This window comes from Polynucleobacter sp. AP-Elch-400A-B2 (assembly GCF_018688355.1).
Taxonomy (GTDB): Bacteria; Pseudomonadota; Gammaproteobacteria; order Burkholderiales; family Burkholderiaceae; genus Polynucleobacter.
In genome coordinates this window covers 750830-767259 of sequence record NZ_CP061317.1, presented here as the reverse complement: position 1 = coordinate 767259, position 16430 = coordinate 750830, and the positions used below count along the sequence as shown (strand labels likewise).

The window sequence follows — 16430 nt, the reverse complement described above, 5'->3', positions numbered from 1 at the left end:
GCGAAATTAGGCCCTTTTTAGCCAAATTAGCTCAGAAAACTCATTCTGATCAATAACATGAGTAATACAATCTCCATAATTGTTAAAACAACCATATTTATCAATTACCCCACTATCACTCACTGGTAATGTGATTCAATTTATTAAGGATTAATGCTGTTATGAAAAAAATAATTATTATTGTTGTGCTTGCTGCTATCGCTATCGGCGCCTACTTTGTACTCAATCAACCAAAAGCTCCTGTTGCTGCTGTAGCCGCTCAAGAGACTGCCCTCATCTATGACGGTGAAGTTATCAAGATTGATGCTGCAACCCGCGCCGTTACCCTCAAGAATCAAGATGGTGAATCTACTATCGTTGCTGGCCCTGAAGTAAAGAACTTTGCTGAAATCAAAGTTGGTGATCGTTTTGACGTTGTTTATGAACTCGCTGTTGCCATTGAGTTGGTGAAGGTGAAAAACCCAGGTACAACTAGTGAGCAAGTTACTACCGCCACGACAACTGCCCCACAAGGCGATAAGCCAGGCATGATTACTACCAACACCATTACTGCTACTGCCAATATTGAAGCAATTGATGCGGCTAAGAACATTGTTTCTTTAAAAGGTCCTCAAGGAAATATCTTCAAAGTTAAAGTTCAGAATCCTGACTTAATGAAAGATATCGCTGTAAACGACCAAGTTAAAGTGGTTTATACAGAAGCGATTGCTGCAGTAGTGAGCGCACCAGCTGCAAAGAAGTAATGCACTAATTTTTTCTAGTAACTAGAAAGACAAAACCCCAGCAAGTGATTGCTGGGGTTTTTTATTTGGCGGAAGAGGTGAGATTCGAACTCACGGAGGACTTTCATCCTCGCCAGTTTTCAAGACTGGTGCATTCAACCGCTCTGCCACTCTTCCTTTGCGATTCGAGTCATAGATTATAGAGAACTTTTGATTTGCGCCTCTAAATGCTGGGCAATGGCTAGGCAAGAGGTGAGGCCTGGGGACTCAAAGCCATACAGGTTGAATAAGCCGTTCAGCTGATGCTGCTGGGGTCCTTCAAAGTAAAAGTCTCCTGCTGGAGCGTTTGGTGGGACGATTTTGGCCCTGACGCCCGAGTAATCTGCTTGTAAAGAGCCATCTTTCAGGCCGGGCCAATATTTTCTGACGGCTGCATAAAAGCTATCGCCTCGCCCTTGATCCACTGTGTAGTTAATCTGACTTTCCTCGTCAATGTCTAACCACTCGACGTCTGGACCAAACTTGGCCTGGCCACCCATATCGAGGGTGAGATGAACGCCTAAGCCGCCAGGCTCAGGTATTGGATATATCAAGTGGCTGAATGGCGATTTGCCAGATAAGGAGAAGTAATTTCCTTTAGCGAAATAGGCTTTGGGTATTAAATCCTTTGAGAGGCCTTCAATTTTTTGGGCAAGCGCTGGGGCACTGAGTCCTGTGCAATTAATCAGCAACTTAGTCTGAATGGTCATACCATCTGCTCCGCCGATCGTTAGCTCAAAGCCGCCTTCAGCATTGCTACTAATTGGTTTGGCACTGAGTAATGGGGATTGGTATGCCACCATGCCGCCGGCATCCTCAAACCCGCCTAGTAATGAGAGCATTAATCCGTGGCTATCGACTACACCCGTTGAACTAGAGAGCACTGCAGCCTCACACTGCAGCTCTGGCTCTAAGGCTATAGCTTGCGCTCCTGAAATCATCTTGATATCGGGCACTTGATTGTTTTGAGCCTTAAATAGAATAGCCTGTAGATCATCTAACTGACTAGTGTCTGCAGCAACGATTAGCTTACCGTAGGCTTGCGTGCTTACTTGATGACTACGGCAGTATTCATATAAGAGACGATTACCTTCTACACAAAGCTTCGCTTTGAGAGAATCTTTTGGGTAGTAAATCCCTGCATGAATGACTTCACTATTACGCGCACTACTGATGGTTCCAAAAGAAGCTTCGCGCTCGAGCAAAATCGTTTCTCGGCCCTGCAATGCCATCTCGCGAGCAACTGCTAAACCAACTACTCCAGCGCCTACAACCACGCAATCAACCTGCTCCATCCGCTATTCCTGACCTGATTTCAGATATGTCTCAATTTTGTAATGACTTTTAGCTAAGCTAAAGCACTTATATTGTTCAAATCGTAACATTTTCAGCGTTTTAGGGTGATTTGGATGCCCTTATTGATAAAATCTAGCCATGTCAGTGCAAGCCCAATTAGCCAACCAAAGTACTCACTCCGCCCTTGATGTGGTGCTCGACACCGCCTATCAAGGAATTGATGCGGCTAGCTGGAAAAAGCTCTTTGCCTCTGCTCGTCAAAGCCATCTTGAGCAGTTCATTGTGGATATATTTGCGGGCAAGCACATTAACAATAGTGAAGATCGCCCCGCACTTCATTCTGCACTTCGCAATCTCAGCAAAACGCCAGTGTTGATTGATGGCAAAGATGTCATGCCAGCAGTATCTGAGGTTTGGCATCGGATTGATGCACTGTGCAATAAATGGCTTGGCGTAACTGACGTCATTCATATTGGTATTGGTGGCTCAGACTTTGGTCCCCGCCTAGCGATTGAAGCTATGGCTCATGTTCCAGGCATTGAAAGTCGTGGCATGCGGATGCATTTCTTGGCCAATATTGATACTGCTGAGCTAGCGCGTATCTTGACACGTGCTCAGCCTCACAGCACTCGTGTGATTGTAGTCTCAAAGTCATTCACGACTCTTGAAACTTCTATGAATACCAAAGCTGTTGTTGCTTGGCTAAAAGACAGCGGTTGTACTCACAGTCAAATTGAGCATGCCTTATATGCCGTGACTGCCAACATTCCCGCTGCCAAAGAATTTGGTGTCAGCGAAGACAACATCTTCCCTTTCTGGGATTGGGTTGGTGGTCGCTACTCCGTGTGGTCAGCAGTAGGTCTACCGATTGCTTTGCAATATGGCTTTGAAACATTCAAACAGTTTTTAGCTGGTGCCGAAGCGATGGATTTGCATTTTAAGAATGCACCCCTTGAAGAAAACCTGCCAGTCATCATGGCGCTCTCTCTGCTTTATCAGCAAGAGAAACATAACATTAAAGCTTATGCTGCCATTCCGTATGCAGATGCTCTAGATTGGTTTCCGAAGTGGTTACAACAGCTTGACATGGAGAGCAACGGCAAGAGTGTGGATCGTGATGGTAGGCCAGCGAAGCACTCATCCCCAGTTGTCTTTGGTAGTGCCGGTAGTAATGCGCAGCACTCTTACTTCCAGCTCTTTCATCAAGGCACGGAGATCATTCCGATTGATTTCATCGCCGTGCGTGAGCCGATGAGCGATAGGCCAGAGGCTGTGGCACATCACCGCATTCTGCTATCCAATTGTTTGGCACAAGCGCAAGCATTGGCGAATGGCAAAACTGCTAGCAACCCTAATGATGTGTATCCAGGTAAGCGTCCTAGCAATCTCCTCTTGCTACCTAAACTGAATGCGTTTTATCTTGGCGCCCTGCTCGCTTTGTATGAGAACCGAACAGCGACATTAGGTGCTTTGTGGAATATCAACAGCTTTGATCAGCCTGGTGTGGAGTATGGCAAAGTACTGGCCAAGCCGATTGAGAAAGCCCTTGCAAGTCATCAGAATAATATTACTGCCAACGCAGATATTGACGCTGTTACTGCCGCTCGCATTAATTTATTAAACTCTTAATCTCTTAATCTTTATCCACATTTTTTGAAATTCATCATCATGGCAAGCGAAGTGAATAAGGTTGCACAGTTTACCGTCAGCGACTTAAGTAATTTGAGAGTGAATTCAATTTCTCTACGTCAGAAACTTGAACGCTTTGATATTTACCTACATGGTGGCGAGCAGATGGCCGTCCCAATGACTGGTAATGAGATTGTCAACGTAGAATAATTATTTTAGTACTGGATTAACCGTGCAATTATCACCTTCAATTTTTAAAGCTTATGACATTCGCGGCATTATTGATGAGACTTTAGATCACTCTATCGCCAAACTGATTGGCCAAGCCTTTGGCACGGAGATGCGTGAGCTTGGTGAGACTGATATCGTGATTGGTCGCGATGGTCGTCTATCTGGTCCTAGCTTGATTGAGGCTTTAACAGAAGGTCTACTCTCTACCAGTATTAATGTGATTGATCTAGGCATGGTTGCAACGCCGATGGTCTACTTCGCCACCAATCACACCATCAATGGTAAGACGCCCAAGTCCGGGATCATGATTACTGGCAGCCATAATCCCCCAAATTACAACGGCTTCAAAATGGTTTTGGGTACAGCAGCAATTTACGGGGAAAAAATTCAGGATTTGCGCAAACTTATTGAGGCTAAGAAATTTGCCAGCGGTCAAGGAAGTCGCAGTACTTTTGATATTTTCCCAATGTATCTCAACTACATCGTGGGTGATATCAAGATTGCTCGACCCATGAAGATTGCTGTGGATTGTGGCAATGGTGTGGGCGGCGCTTTTGCTGGCAAGTTATTTAGAGCTCTTGGGTGTGAAGTTCAAGAATTATTCTGTGAAGTTGATGGTCATTTCCCAAACCACCATCCAGACCCGGCGCATATTGAGAACTTACAAGATCTTATTAAGAACCTCCAGACTACCGATAATGAATTAGGCCTCGCCTTTGATGGCGATGCTGATCGCTTAGGAGTAGTTACTAAAGATGGTCAGGTGATATTCCCGGACCGTCAAATGATGCTCTTTGCTAAAGATGTTCTCTCTCGCAATCCTGGGGGTCAAATTATTTACGACGTGAAGTGCACTCGCAATCTAGCGACCTACGTAAAAGAGCATGGTGGCGAACCCATTATGTGGAAAACAGGACATTCTTTAGTCAAAGCCAAACTTAAAGAGACTGGTGCCCCACTCGCTGGCGAGATGAGTGGTCATATTTTCTTTAAGGATCGTTGGTTTGGTTTTGATGATGGTCTTTATACGGGTGCTCGTTTACTTGAGATCCTCAGCAAAGAGAAAAATCCAAGCGACACCCTCAATCACTTGCCTAATGCCATCTGCACTCCAGAGTTACAGTTAGCCTGTGCTGAAGGTGAGCCATTCACCATCCTAGAAACTATTAAAGCCAATGCCAAGTTCCCTACTTCTGAATCAATCAACACGATTGATGGTGTACGCGTGGAATATACCGATGGATTTGGCCTGGCTAGACCATCCAACACCACTCCAGTCGTAGTGATGCGCTTTGAAGCTGATAGTGAAGAAGCGATTAAACGAATTCAGGCGGAATTTAAGGCTGTACTGTTAGCAGCTAAGCCGGAAGCAAAACTACCGTTCTAGATTAATCGCATACTAACTGAATATAAATGATGTTCAGGAGGCTTTTGGTAGTCTGAAATGAAACTGCGCGCCACCACCCTCAACATCTTCATGCCAAATAGAACCCTTATAACGGGTAACAATATGCTTGCAGAGCCATAAGCCAAGACCCATACCAGTTTGCTTAGTAGTGCTGAGTAACTCGAATAAGTTTTGTTTAAATTCCACTGGGACACCCACGCCGGTATCACGAATACTAAGGAGCACAGAGTCCCCGTCTGCTTTAACTACAATCACGATGGATCGCAAGGATGAGTTGGCACCTTCTAATGATTGAATGGCATTGTTGAGTAAGTTCAGAATCACCTGCTCAATCTCATTCGAGCTAATTTTGACAAGGAGACCCTTATCTATACTCAGCTGCATTTGAATCCGCTTAGCCTTCAGCTCTGGCTTGACGATTTCTAATACATTCGCGATCAAGTCAGCCAGATCGTATTCTTCGAGATTGGATTCATGCTCAGTAAAGATAGATCTGAGGGAGCGCACAATCGTTGCCACTCTTTTGTTGTCTGACTCCAAAGCATCCAATACCTCTTTCCCGATTTCGAGATTTAATAAACCTCCCTCTAACTTTCTTCTCAAAAATTGAATATTGATACTAGAGGCACCCAGAGGCTGATTTAACTCGTGGGCAATGGATGCCGATAAGGCACCTGTTGCTGCGGTCTTATTAGCCTTTAATAAATTGGCAATTAAAGCTTCTCGCTCTTTAAGTAAGCTTTTGATTCTGATGTTGTCTTCAATATTTTTAGAATTTTCCTGGCTTAAGACTTCGGCCCAAAATCCCAGAATCGAAACGTAAGATAAAACAGTAAATGAAACTGCAAGCCACCTGACTAGAGAGCTTAAGAAGGGTTCTTCATATAAATTAATATTGACGATGCTTGTATTTGAAAGCACCAGCCATAAACGAATTACCCCCAGCAGTAATTCAGCAAATGTCGTGAACATTAAAAAATCAAGCTGGATGTGTGGCTTGTTTTTACGTGCAGAGTAAAGCTCAGTCAATATCCATACTAAACAGACGATCAACGTGGAAACTACAAAAAAAACTCTCACCTGGAATGTGCTGGACTGTCTTATATATTCAAATACGCAGGCAAAAACGATAAATAATAATGGAGACAATCGACTCAAAAATTGAGTTGGTCGTTGATTAATAGCTCGAGCGAATAAACCGAGGAAAAAATACCCTGCAACAAAAGAGCTGTTTGCAATGGTGAGTAAAAATGGAGAAATAGTAGACGCTGAGGCAAAGCATAAAAAGGCAAAGATATTTAACCCAAGGGCCAGCAGCCAAATATTATTGAAGTTACTAAGCTTGCGCTTACGAAAGTAAGGAATCGCGGAAATAAATAGTCCGCTCAGTAGCAAGGAAAAAACTAAAAAGAGGGTTTCATTGGCGAATTTCATACAAGTGAATCCTACTACCTTTTTTAATGCGGGATCCAATACATAGGCTAGAGCCTTTAAGGGGCCATGGCCTAAGGGCCCCTCCAAGAATAGGCTCTGCTAAGTTAAAATTAACCATGACCTTAACCGTTAGCACCCCCATTGCCTTTGACTACCCCCAGCAAAATGCTGCTGGCGCTACCTGTACCGCTCAGGCTTGGGCAAAAACACCCCCACAACTTTATGGCAGCGAGAAAGCCGCTGTCATTGCCCGAATTAAGCAATTGCTGATTCAGAAAGACGCTGCCTTAGTAGCTCACTACTATGTCGATGGTGATATTCAAGACCTTGCAATCGAGACCGGTGGATTTGTTGCTGATTCTCTAGAGATGGCTCGCTTTGGCAAAAATCACCCCGCCAAGAATCTCATTGTGGCTGGCGTACGTTTTATGGGAGAGTCTGCCAAGATTTTGAGTCCTGAGAAGCGTGTCTTTATGCCTGATCTTGATGCAACCTGCTCTTTAGATCTAGGTTGTGATGCCGCTGACTTTGCCACCTTTAAAGCATTGCATCCGGATCGTACTGTGGTTGTCTATGCCAATACGAGTGCTGCTGTTAAAGCACAAGCAGACTGGATGGTAACGAGCTCTTGCGCCTTAGCGATCGTCCACCAACTCAAAGTTGAGGGTAAGAAAATTCTATGGGCACCCGATCGTCATCTTGGAAGATATATTCAAGAGCAGACTGGCGCAGATATGTTGTTATGGAACGGCGCCTGCATTGTTCATGATGAATTCAAGGCAGTAGAACTAGAGATGTTGATCGCTGCTCATCCCAATGCCATGGTCTTAGTTCACCCTGAGTCTCCACAAGGAGTAGTAGATTTGGCAGATGTAGTGGGCTCCACCTCTGCCATGATCAAAGCCGTAGTTGATGGCTCTGCAGCTGAATATATTGTGGCTACGGATAATGGCATCTTGCATCGCATGCGCCAACTAGCTCCCAATAAAGTACTAATTGAAGCCCCTACCGCTGGTAATAGCGCAAGCTGCAAGAGTTGCGCCCATTGCCCTTGGATGGCCATGAATGGCTTGCAAGGAATTTTGAACTGTCTCGAAAACGCCTCTGGCGAAATCTTCATTGAGGAAGGTATTCGAGTTCAAGCGCTAGATTGTATCGAGCGTATGCTCGACTTTACCCAGAATCATCCCGACCTGCTTGCAAAAGCCCAGCATGGCTTTGTAAAGAATATTGGCGCCGCCTAATTTAACTTTTTGACTACATACGTATGTTTGATTACAACGAAACCTTAGAGCAGGCACGTCAACGCAATATTGCTGATGCGCTGATGGAGGATATTGGCAAGTGTGATTGGACTGCGCAATTAGTTCCCAGCAAACCTGTGCATGCACAACTGATCGTTCGTCAAGCAGCTGTTTTGTGTGGAGTAGATTGGTTTGAAGGTACGCTTAAGAAATTAGATCCCGCGGCGAGAGTAAATTGGTGCTACCTGGAGGGCGACTTGATGAAGCCCGATACCAAGGTCTGCGATATTGAGGCCGACTCTCGTGCCCTGCTCTCTGCTGAACGTCCCTGTATTAATTTCTTACAAACCTTATCTTGGACTGCAAGCATTGCTCGCCAGCACGTTAATGCAATTGCAGGTGTCAGTCCCAACCCAAAGGGTTGTGCCGTACTTGATACCCGCAAAACGATTCCCGGCTTACGTCAGGCGCAGAAATACGCAGTGCGTGTGGGTGGCGGTCAAAACCAGCGTCTTGCACTTTGGCATGGCATCTTAATTAAAGAAAATCATATTGCTGCTGCAGGTGGTGTTGCCGCCGCCGTGAAAGCTGCGCAGGCACTCAATTCTGGGGTGGATATTCAAGTGGAAGTAGAAAACTTTGCTGAATTGAAAGAGGCTTTGGATGCTGGTGCAAAAAGTATCTTGATTGACAACTTCACTACCGAGCAAATGAGAGAAGCCGTTGCCTTTACCAATGACCGCGCCTTATTGGAAGCCTCTGGTGGCATCGATTTAGATCAAATGCGTGCGATTGCTGCTACTGGCGTTGATCGCATCTCCCTTGGAAAGCTGACTAAAGATATTCAGGCAGTGGATTTCTCGATGAGATTTTTATAATCCAATCACCCTATTTCCTGGTCAACATCAAGACCATTCTTTGACTTAGTGTATCCTGATGGATACAATTAAGCATGATCGAAATTAGAAAAACATAAGATTTTATAGTTTGGCTAGATAACTTATTTGATTTGACAGCAAGAGCAAAGATACAAGCAAGAATTAAAAGGCTATCCGAAGGAAATCCAGGCAATATTGAATCAGTGGGTGAAAAAGTATTCGAGATGAAGATTGATTTTGGCCCTGGTTACCGGGTGTACTACACCAAACATGGGCAGAAAATTACTATTCTTTTAATGGGCGGAGATAAAAAAACACAAGCTAAAGATATCAAACTAGCTCAACGTTTAGCGAGAAATCTATAAATAACTATTATGAAAAAAACAATCACAACCCCATACGATGTAGCCGAGCATCTTCGCACACCAAAAGAAATCGCTGCCTACCTAGAGGCTTGCATTGATGAAGCAAATGGTGATGCTGCTTTTATTGCCAAGGCACTGGGTGATATCGCCAAAGCTAAAGGGATGACTCAAGTTGCTAAAGATTCAGGGCTCACTAGAGAGAGCTTATACAAATCCCTTTCTGGCGAGAGAATCCCCTGCTTTGACACCATACTTAAAGTCATTGCTGCGTTAGGCTTAAGCCTTCATGCTGCACCTGCTATCAAGAAATAAAAATATGTAGGAAGAATGGGTTGACCCGGATGACGCGCCAGAGTTAGATGAACAATGGTTTAAGGATGCGCACGTCTATGTTGGTGACACTCTAATCAAAAGAGGTATTGGTAGACCGCCCATTAAAAACACTAAAGAGATGCTGAGTCTCAGAATGGACTTTGATGTACTGGAGAAACTACGGGCAAGTGGGAAGGGATGGCAAACCCGACTCAATAATTACATTAAAGAAGCTGTTTTAAAAGGCGACCTTTAATGAGATTAGGTCTCGGGATTTTCTGAAGTACCTTCTGCCTGTGGGGTCAAGATTGTTGGGTAAGAGACGGCCCAAGTACCTGGGTAATCGCGACTGTAATGCAATCCCCTGCTCTCTCGGCGCATGAGCGCTGATCTCACAATCAACTCGGCACACTCCAGCAAGTTACGTAGCTCAATCAGATCCCGTGTTACTTTGAAGTTCGCGTAATACTCCTGTACTTCGTATCTGAGGAGTTTGATGCGGTGTAATGCTCGCTCTAAGCGGCGGTTGGTTCTGACGATGCCGACGTAATTCCACATCAATGAACGTAGCTCATCCCAGTTATGGGCAATTACTACCTGCTCATCTGCATCCTCGACCTGACTCTCGTCCCATAAAGGCAAATTGGGCATTACTGGTGTTTTCATTGCAGAGATATCTGCAGCAGTAGCTTTACCAATAACAATGCACTCTAATAATGAATTACTAGCCAAGCGATTGGCGCCATGCAAGCCGGTATAAGTAGCTTCGCCTACTGCATACAGACCAGGCAAATCAGTGCGCCCCTTAAGGTCAGTCACCACGCCACCACAAGTGTAATGCGCTGCCGGCACTACAGGTATCGGCTCTTTAGTAATATCTAGCCCCAAACTCATACAGCGCGCATAGATCATCGGGAAATGCTCTTTAATAAAAGCTTCACCTAAGTGGGTGGCATCGAGATGTACGTAATCGAGGCCATGCTTTTTCATCTCAAAGTCGATTGCTCTAGCCACAATATCGCGCGGCGCTAACTCATTGCGCTCATCATGCTCGGGCATAAAACGAGTACCGTTAGGGAGTTTCAGTAAACCGCCCTCACCACGCATTGCCTCGGTGATTAAAAAAGTTCTATCGCTAGGGTGATACAAGCACGTTGGATGAAACTGAATAAATTCCATATTGCCAACTCGGCAGCCTGCACGCCAGGCCATAGCAATACCATCGCCTGTAGCGGTGTCGGGGTTGCTGGTGTATTTGTACACCTTGCCAACACCACCCGTAGCCAACACCACTGACTTGGCTTCAATTGTTTCTACACGATTATTTTTAATATCGAGGGCATATACGCCATAGCAGCGATTCGGCTTAGTGCGTTGCGTCTTCGCATCTAAATGACGATTGGTAATCAGATCTAAAGCAATCCAGTGCTCTAACAGTTGAATATTTTGATGGGCTCGTGCCTTATCTAACAACACCTCATGAATAGCCTTACCAGTAGCATCAGCTACGTGTGCAATACGGCGCTGACTGTGGCCACCTTCACGCGTGAGATGCAAACCCATGGGACCAGTCTCATCGGCGGTAAATGGAACACCCTGCTCAACTAGCCAACGAATGGCTTCAGCACTTTCTTCAGCTATGTATCGGGCAGTAGATTCCACTACAAGACCAGCGCCAGCATCCAAGGTATCTGCTACATGAGAGTCAACGCTGTCATGAACTTTATCGACAACGCCAACAATACCGCCCTGCGCCCAAGCAGTTGCAGCCTCACCCAAACCACGCTTGGCCATCACAATAACGGGTTGCGTCTCTGCCATATGCAGAGCCACGGTCAGGCCGGCTAGACCTGCTCCAATAATTAGGACAGGTAATTCTGCTTTGGTATCGGATGGTGGGGTTTGTGGTTTTGAACTAGCCATGGTTGATTCTAAAGCGCAATCGCTAAAGATATATTTTAAGAGATTTAAAACAACAAAGCCCCTAATAAGGGGGCTTTGTTAGATTTTACAAAACAGCCTAGGAGATGACTTCAGGCTGCTGCCTACTAGGATCATTAGTTCCATAGCCCATCACTGGAGCGGCCTGACCACCTTTGGCGAGCTTGACGGCGCAGTACTTAAATTCTGGAATCTTGCCAAATGGATCTAGGGCAGAGTTCGTAATTAAGTTGGCTGCAGCTTCATAGTAAGCAAACGGAATGAAGATCACCCCACGCGGAGTGCCATCATCTCTACGAACGTGGATAGCTACCTCTCCACGACGAGACTGAACCGTAATGACATCACCAGCAGATACGCCTAACTGGGTCATATCTTCACCATGCATCGATACAGTAGCCATCGGCTCAATCGCATCTAAGACGGTTGCACGGCGCGTCATACTACCGGTATGCCAATGCTCTAGCTGACGTCCTGTAATCAGCACAAATGGATACTCCGCATCGGGGCGCTCATTAGCAGGAATGATATCGGCTGGCACCAACTTCACTCTGCCATCTTGAGTATCAAACTTGTCATCAAACACAATTGGGCGACCTGGATCTTCAGCGGATAAACAGGGGTAAGTCACGCTAGACTCTTTTTCTAAACGTTCCCAAGTAATGCCATTGATAGCTGCATGCATTGCTTGACGCATCTCGTCATACACCGCTGCAACACCGTCGTCAGCACCTTGATAGTTCCAGTTCAGGCCCATACGCTTCGCAATTTGCTGAATGATCCATAAATCAGGCTTAGCATCTCCCGGAGGATTAATTGCTTTCTTACCCATCTGCACCATGCGATCGGTATTGCTAGCAGTACCAACCTTCTCTGGCCATGCGCTTGCTGGCAACACCACGTCTGCCAGGAGCGCAGTCTCAGTCATGAAGATATCCTGCACGACCAATAGATCCAAAGAAGCTAAAGCATGACGAGCATGATTCAAATCGGGATCGCTCATCGCAGGGTTCTCACCCTCAACATACATGCCGCGAATCTTGTCTGGATCACTGTCTGGTGCAGTGATCTTATGCATGATCTCTACAACGGTGTAACCGGGCTTCTTATCTAACGGGGTATCCCAGAATTTCTCAAACCAGGCATGCGCTTCTGGATTGTCTACGCGTTGATAGTTCGGGAACATCATCGGGATTAATCCTGCGTCACTCGCACCCTGCACGTTATTTTGTCCACGCAGTGGGTGCAAGCCAGAACCAGGCTTACCAATTTGGCCAGTAATACTCACCAAGGCAATTAAGCAGCGGGCATTGTCAGTACCATGAACGTGCTGACTAATACCCATACCCCACAAAATCATGGCTGACTTGGTGGTAGCAAATTCTCTTGCTACTTCACGCAAAGTCTCCGCTGGAATACCGCAGATTGGCGCCATGGCTTCAGGACTATAGCCCTTGATATTTTCTTTTAATGCTTCAAAGTTATTAGAGCGGTTCTCAATAAAGTCTTTATCAACTAAGCCCTCTTCAATTACTGTGAAGATCATGGCATTAAGCATCGCCACATCAGTATCCGGCTTGAACTGCATAGTGCGCCAGGCGTGCTTACTGATATCGGTCGCACGTGGATCGCACAATACAATTTTGGCACCGCGTTTAGCGGCGTTCTTAAACCAGGTAGCTGCAACGGGGTGATTTGCTGTTGGGTTTGAGCCGATCAAGAAAATAAGGCTTGAGTGCTCAACATCGTTTACTTGATTACTTACTGCGCCTGAACCGACGCCTTCTAAAAGCGCAGCAACTGATGATGCATGGCAAAGGCGGGTGCAATGGTCAACGTTATTGCTGCCAAAACCAGTACGTACCAGTTTTTGGAATAAGTAAGCCTCTTCGTTGCTGCCTTTTGCAGAACCAAATCCAGCCAATACCTTATTGCCGTATTGATCTTTGAGTTTCTTCAGGCCGCCACCGGCAACTTCTAAGGCCTCTTCCCAAGTAGCTTCACGAAAGATATCGGACCAATCTTGTTTGCCTTCTAATAAAGCTTCATCTTTAGCAACGCCCGCCTTACGAATCAGCGGCTTTGTTAAGCGCTGTGGGTTGTGGATGTAATCCATACCAAAACGACCTTTTACGCAAAGACGGTTGTGATTGGCTGGGCCATCACGACCTTCCACGGTAACAATCTTTTCATCTTTCACGTTGTAAGTAATCTGACAACCTACACCGCAGAATGGGCAAACTGAATCTACCTTGCGATCAACCGTTTGCGAACCAATTAAGCCCTTCGGCATTAATGCACCTGTTGGGCAAGCCTGCACACACTCGCCACAAGCAACGCAAGTACTATCGCCCATTGGGTCATTCAGATCAAACACGATCTCGCTATGCGAACCGCGCATAGCATAACCAATCACATCATTGACCTGCTCTTCACGACAAGCGCGCACACAACGATTACATTGAATACAGGCATCTAAGTTCACCGCCATCGCTGGGTGAGATACGTCATGACTCACTTTTTCACGGCGCAATGCTTTGAGCTCTGGACGCACTGTGACATCCATACGGCTAGCCCAAGTACTAAGCTCTCCGTGCTGATTTTTTTGCTCTTCTTCTTTGCTGTCACCTACCCATTTAAATCCTTCATCAGGCATGTCGGACAACAACATCTCTAAGACGAGCTTTTGGCTCTTGAGTGCACGTTCGCTGTTGGCTTTGACATCCATGCCTGGAGTTGCGCTACGGCAGCAACTTGGTGCCAATGTACGTTCACCATTGATCTCCACTACACATGCACGGCAATTACCATCAGCACGATAGCCATCTTTAAAGCACAGATGCGGAATATCAATCCCGTGACGTTTAGCGGCTTTGAGAATAGTCTCGCCTTCGTAAGAAACGATGGTTTGGCCGTCTAGCTTGAACTCCACGGTTTGTAATTCAAGCTCTTTTGGATTTACTGGTGCGTTCATATTTGTCTCGTTTTTCCCTGAGTTTTTTGCTTGCTGATTAAGCGACTTCTTCTGGGAAATATTTTGCAATACAGCGAATTGGATTGGGTGCGGCTTGACCTAGACCGCAAATAGAAGCGTCAACCATCACCGTTGCTAAGTCTTCTAAGGTGTTTTGATCCCAAGATGGGGACTGCATCAACTTAGCAGCCTTGCTGGTACCCACACGACATGGCGTACATTGACCGCAGCTCTCATGCTCAAAGAAGTGCATGACGTTGAGCGCCATATCGCGCGCCTTATCTTTATCGCCAAACACCATCACCGCAGCAGAGCCAATGAAACAGCCATAAGGCTGCAAGGTATCAAAGTCAAGCGGAATGTCATTCATGGTTGCTGGCAAGATACCGCCTGAAGCACCACCAGGTAGATAGCCATAGAACTGATGGCCATCTTGCATGCCGCCACAATACTCATCAATCAACTCCTGAATCGTAATTCCGGCTGGAGCCAGTTTTACACCCGGGTTTTTAACTCGGCCGCTCACGCTGAAGCTTCGTAAGCCTTTGCGATCATGACGACCAAAAGAACTAAACCACTCGGGACCACGCTGAACAATGTCACTTACCCAGTAGAGAGTTTCAAAGTTGTGCTCTAGTGTTGGACGACCAAACAAGCCAACCTGTGCAATATATGGAGGACGCATACGGGGTTCACCGCGCTTACCTTCGATACTTTCAATCATGGCAGATTCTTCACCGCAGATATAAGCGCCCGCACCACGACGTAACTCAATCAGCGGCAATTTAAATGGGGGATTTGCTATGAGCTTAGCCAACTCCACTTCAAGCAATTCACGGCAACCATGGTACTCATCGCGCAAATAAATATAGCAAGCATTGATACCCACTACATTGGCGGCAATTAACATACCCTCCAAGAAACGATGAGGATCGCGTTCAAGATACGTGCGATCTTTAAATGTGCCCGGCTCACCTTCGTCAATGTTTACTGCCATTAACTTCGGAGCGACTTGATCTCTCACGATGCGCCACTTACGTCCTGCTGGGAAGCCTGCACCACCGAGACCACGAAGCCCTGAGCTTTCCATGATCTTGACAACGCTCTCGCCGTCTTTTTTACCTTCAACAACTTCTTTTGCCAAGGCGTAACCACCCTGTGCGCGGTAAGACTCATAACCCACATAGTCCGGTGAAACCGCTTGATTGTCACCTTGCGGAGATATGCCCTTCTCTACAAAGGCTGCGGGATCAAAACTCGCGCTGTCTTTAGCCATTGGATGGGTCGTCAAATTATTTTTGACGGCGGCAGCAACCTTATCGGTAGTTGCAAACAATACTGGATACTGATGTACAACCGCTACTGGAGCTTGCTCACAACGACCTACGCAGGGAGCAGCCTCTACCTTAATTTTTGGATTACCCAAAATTGCCGGCAACTTGGCCAATAGATCTTGCGCACCAGCTAGCTCGCAGGCGATACCATCACAGACACGCAGAGTGATGTCTGCAACCGGATCATTACCACGCACTACTTCAAAGTGGTGGTAGAAAGTAGCTACTTCGTAAACCTCAGCCATCGGCAAATTCATTTCTTTTGCGAGGGCAACTAAATGACGGTCATGCAAAGCACGGTATTCATCATTCAGCTTGTGTAAATTTTCAATGAGCAAATCGCGACGATCAGCTGCAGCACCAATTAATTGACGAACCTCTGCCAAGGAAGCATCGTCTGCTTGACGCCCTTTGAGTTTGCTCTTGCGACGAATGGTTTCCCTTAAATCATCTGCAGTTGCTACAGCAACAGCCTTGACTTCAGCCGAGGGTTTTGGGTGATTCATAGTTTTAATCTCTAATTTCTAGTCGCAATAGTGGAGCTATTTTTTTATGTTTGAAGCTACGCTTGTGAAGGTCCGAAATGGCAAGAAACAACTGAGCTTGCTCTATATAGGAAGTTC

The 16430-nt window shown here is 46.0% G+C and carries 13 protein-coding genes, 1 tRNA gene and 1 pseudogene; 9 read left to right on the top strand and 6 right to left on the bottom strand.

Translation table 11 applies throughout. The features are described from left to right. The first annotated feature begins 161 nt into the window (after positions 1–161). Complete coding sequence (locus FD977_RS03970) at positions 162–743, top strand: hypothetical protein (protein ID WP_215306522.1); 582 nt, start codon at positions 162–164, stop codon at positions 741–743. Between the two features lie 66 nt (positions 744–809). Here the strand turns inward: FD977_RS03970 and FD977_RS03965 are convergent. Further along, positions 810–899, bottom strand: a tRNA-Ser gene (locus tag FD977_RS03965). Between the two features lie 20 nt (positions 900–919). Further along, on the bottom strand, positions 920–2056 hold the full coding sequence (locus FD977_RS03960; protein ID WP_215306521.1) for an NAD(P)/FAD-dependent oxidoreductase: 1137 nt from the start codon (positions 2054–2056) through the stop codon (positions 920–922). Positions 2057–2195: 139 nt separating this feature from the next. Between FD977_RS03960 and pgi the strand changes: the two genes are divergently transcribed. Genes pgi through FD977_RS03945 form a run of 3 tightly spaced genes read left to right on the top strand, consistent with a single transcriptional unit; the run spans position 2196 to position 5304 of the window. Continuing rightward, positions 2196–3686 carry a glucose-6-phosphate isomerase gene (gene pgi / locus FD977_RS03955; RefSeq protein WP_215306520.1) on the top strand — a complete coding sequence of 497 codons (1491 nt, stop codon included), beginning with the start codon at positions 2196–2198 and terminating at the stop codon, positions 3684–3686. A 39-nt stretch (positions 3687–3725) separates the two neighbouring features. Then, positions 3726–3896, top strand: coding sequence for a hypothetical protein (locus FD977_RS03950; protein WP_215306519.1), 171 nt, complete (start codon positions 3726–3728; stop codon positions 3894–3896). Between the two features lie 22 nt (positions 3897–3918). Next, a complete protein-coding gene (locus tag FD977_RS03945) occupies positions 3919–5304 on the top strand; it encodes a phosphomannomutase/phosphoglucomutase (protein ID WP_215306518.1) in 1386 nt (461 codons plus the stop codon). 33 nt (positions 5305–5337) lie between these two features. Here the strand turns inward: FD977_RS03945 and FD977_RS03940 are convergent, their stop codons facing one another. Beyond that, positions 5338–6759, bottom strand: coding sequence for a sensor histidine kinase (locus tag FD977_RS03940; protein ID WP_215306517.1), 1422 nt, complete (start codon positions 6757–6759; stop codon positions 5338–5340). Positions 6760–6875: 116 nt separating this feature from the next. On the opposite strand from FD977_RS03940, the gene nadA reads away from it, so the two are divergent. The 5 genes and pseudogenes from nadA to FD977_RS03915 form a co-directional block, all read left to right on the top strand. Continuing rightward, positions 6876–8003: a quinolinate synthase NadA gene (gene nadA / locus FD977_RS03935; RefSeq protein WP_215306516.1), complete on the top strand. Its 1128-nt coding sequence runs from the start codon at positions 6876–6878 to the stop codon at positions 8001–8003. 23 nt (positions 8004–8026) lie between these two features. Next, the gene (gene nadC, locus FD977_RS03930) at positions 8027–8881 is read left to right on the top strand and encodes a carboxylating nicotinate-nucleotide diphosphorylase (protein WP_215306515.1); all 855 of its coding nucleotides are present in this window, start codon (positions 8027–8029) and stop codon (positions 8879–8881) included. Positions 8882–8985: 104 nt separating this feature from the next. After that, entirely contained in the window at positions 8986–9246 is a 261-nt protein-coding gene (locus FD977_RS03925) for a type II toxin-antitoxin system RelE/ParE family toxin (RefSeq protein ID WP_215307040.1), read from the top strand. Positions 9247–9255: 9 nt separating this feature from the next. Continuing rightward, a complete protein-coding gene (locus FD977_RS03920; RefSeq protein WP_215306514.1) occupies positions 9256–9558 on the top strand; it encodes an addiction module antidote protein in 303 nt (100 codons plus the stop codon). Between the two features lie 43 nt (positions 9559–9601). Next, positions 9602–9814 (top strand): annotated as a pseudogene (locus FD977_RS03915) (BrnA antitoxin family protein); the annotation flags it as partial. A 5-nt stretch (positions 9815–9819) separates the two neighbouring features. On the opposite strand, the gene nadB reads toward FD977_RS03915, so the two are convergent. From nadB to FD977_RS03900, 3 genes are all read right to left on the bottom strand, one after another. Continuing rightward, positions 9820–11481 (bottom strand): L-aspartate oxidase, encoded by a 1662-nt coding sequence (gene nadB, locus FD977_RS03910; protein ID WP_215306512.1) that lies wholly within the window; start codon positions 11479–11481, stop codon positions 9820–9822. 97 nt (positions 11482–11578) lie between these two features. After that, entirely contained in the window at positions 11579–14473 is a 2895-nt protein-coding gene (gene fdhF / locus FD977_RS03905; RefSeq protein WP_215306510.1) for a formate dehydrogenase subunit alpha, read from the bottom strand. A 37-nt stretch (positions 14474–14510) separates the two neighbouring features. Continuing rightward, on the bottom strand, positions 14511–16313 hold the full coding sequence (locus FD977_RS03900) for an NAD(P)H-dependent oxidoreductase subunit E (protein ID WP_215306508.1): 1803 nt from the start codon (positions 16311–16313) through the stop codon (positions 14511–14513). Positions 16314–16430 lie beyond the last annotated feature (117 nt).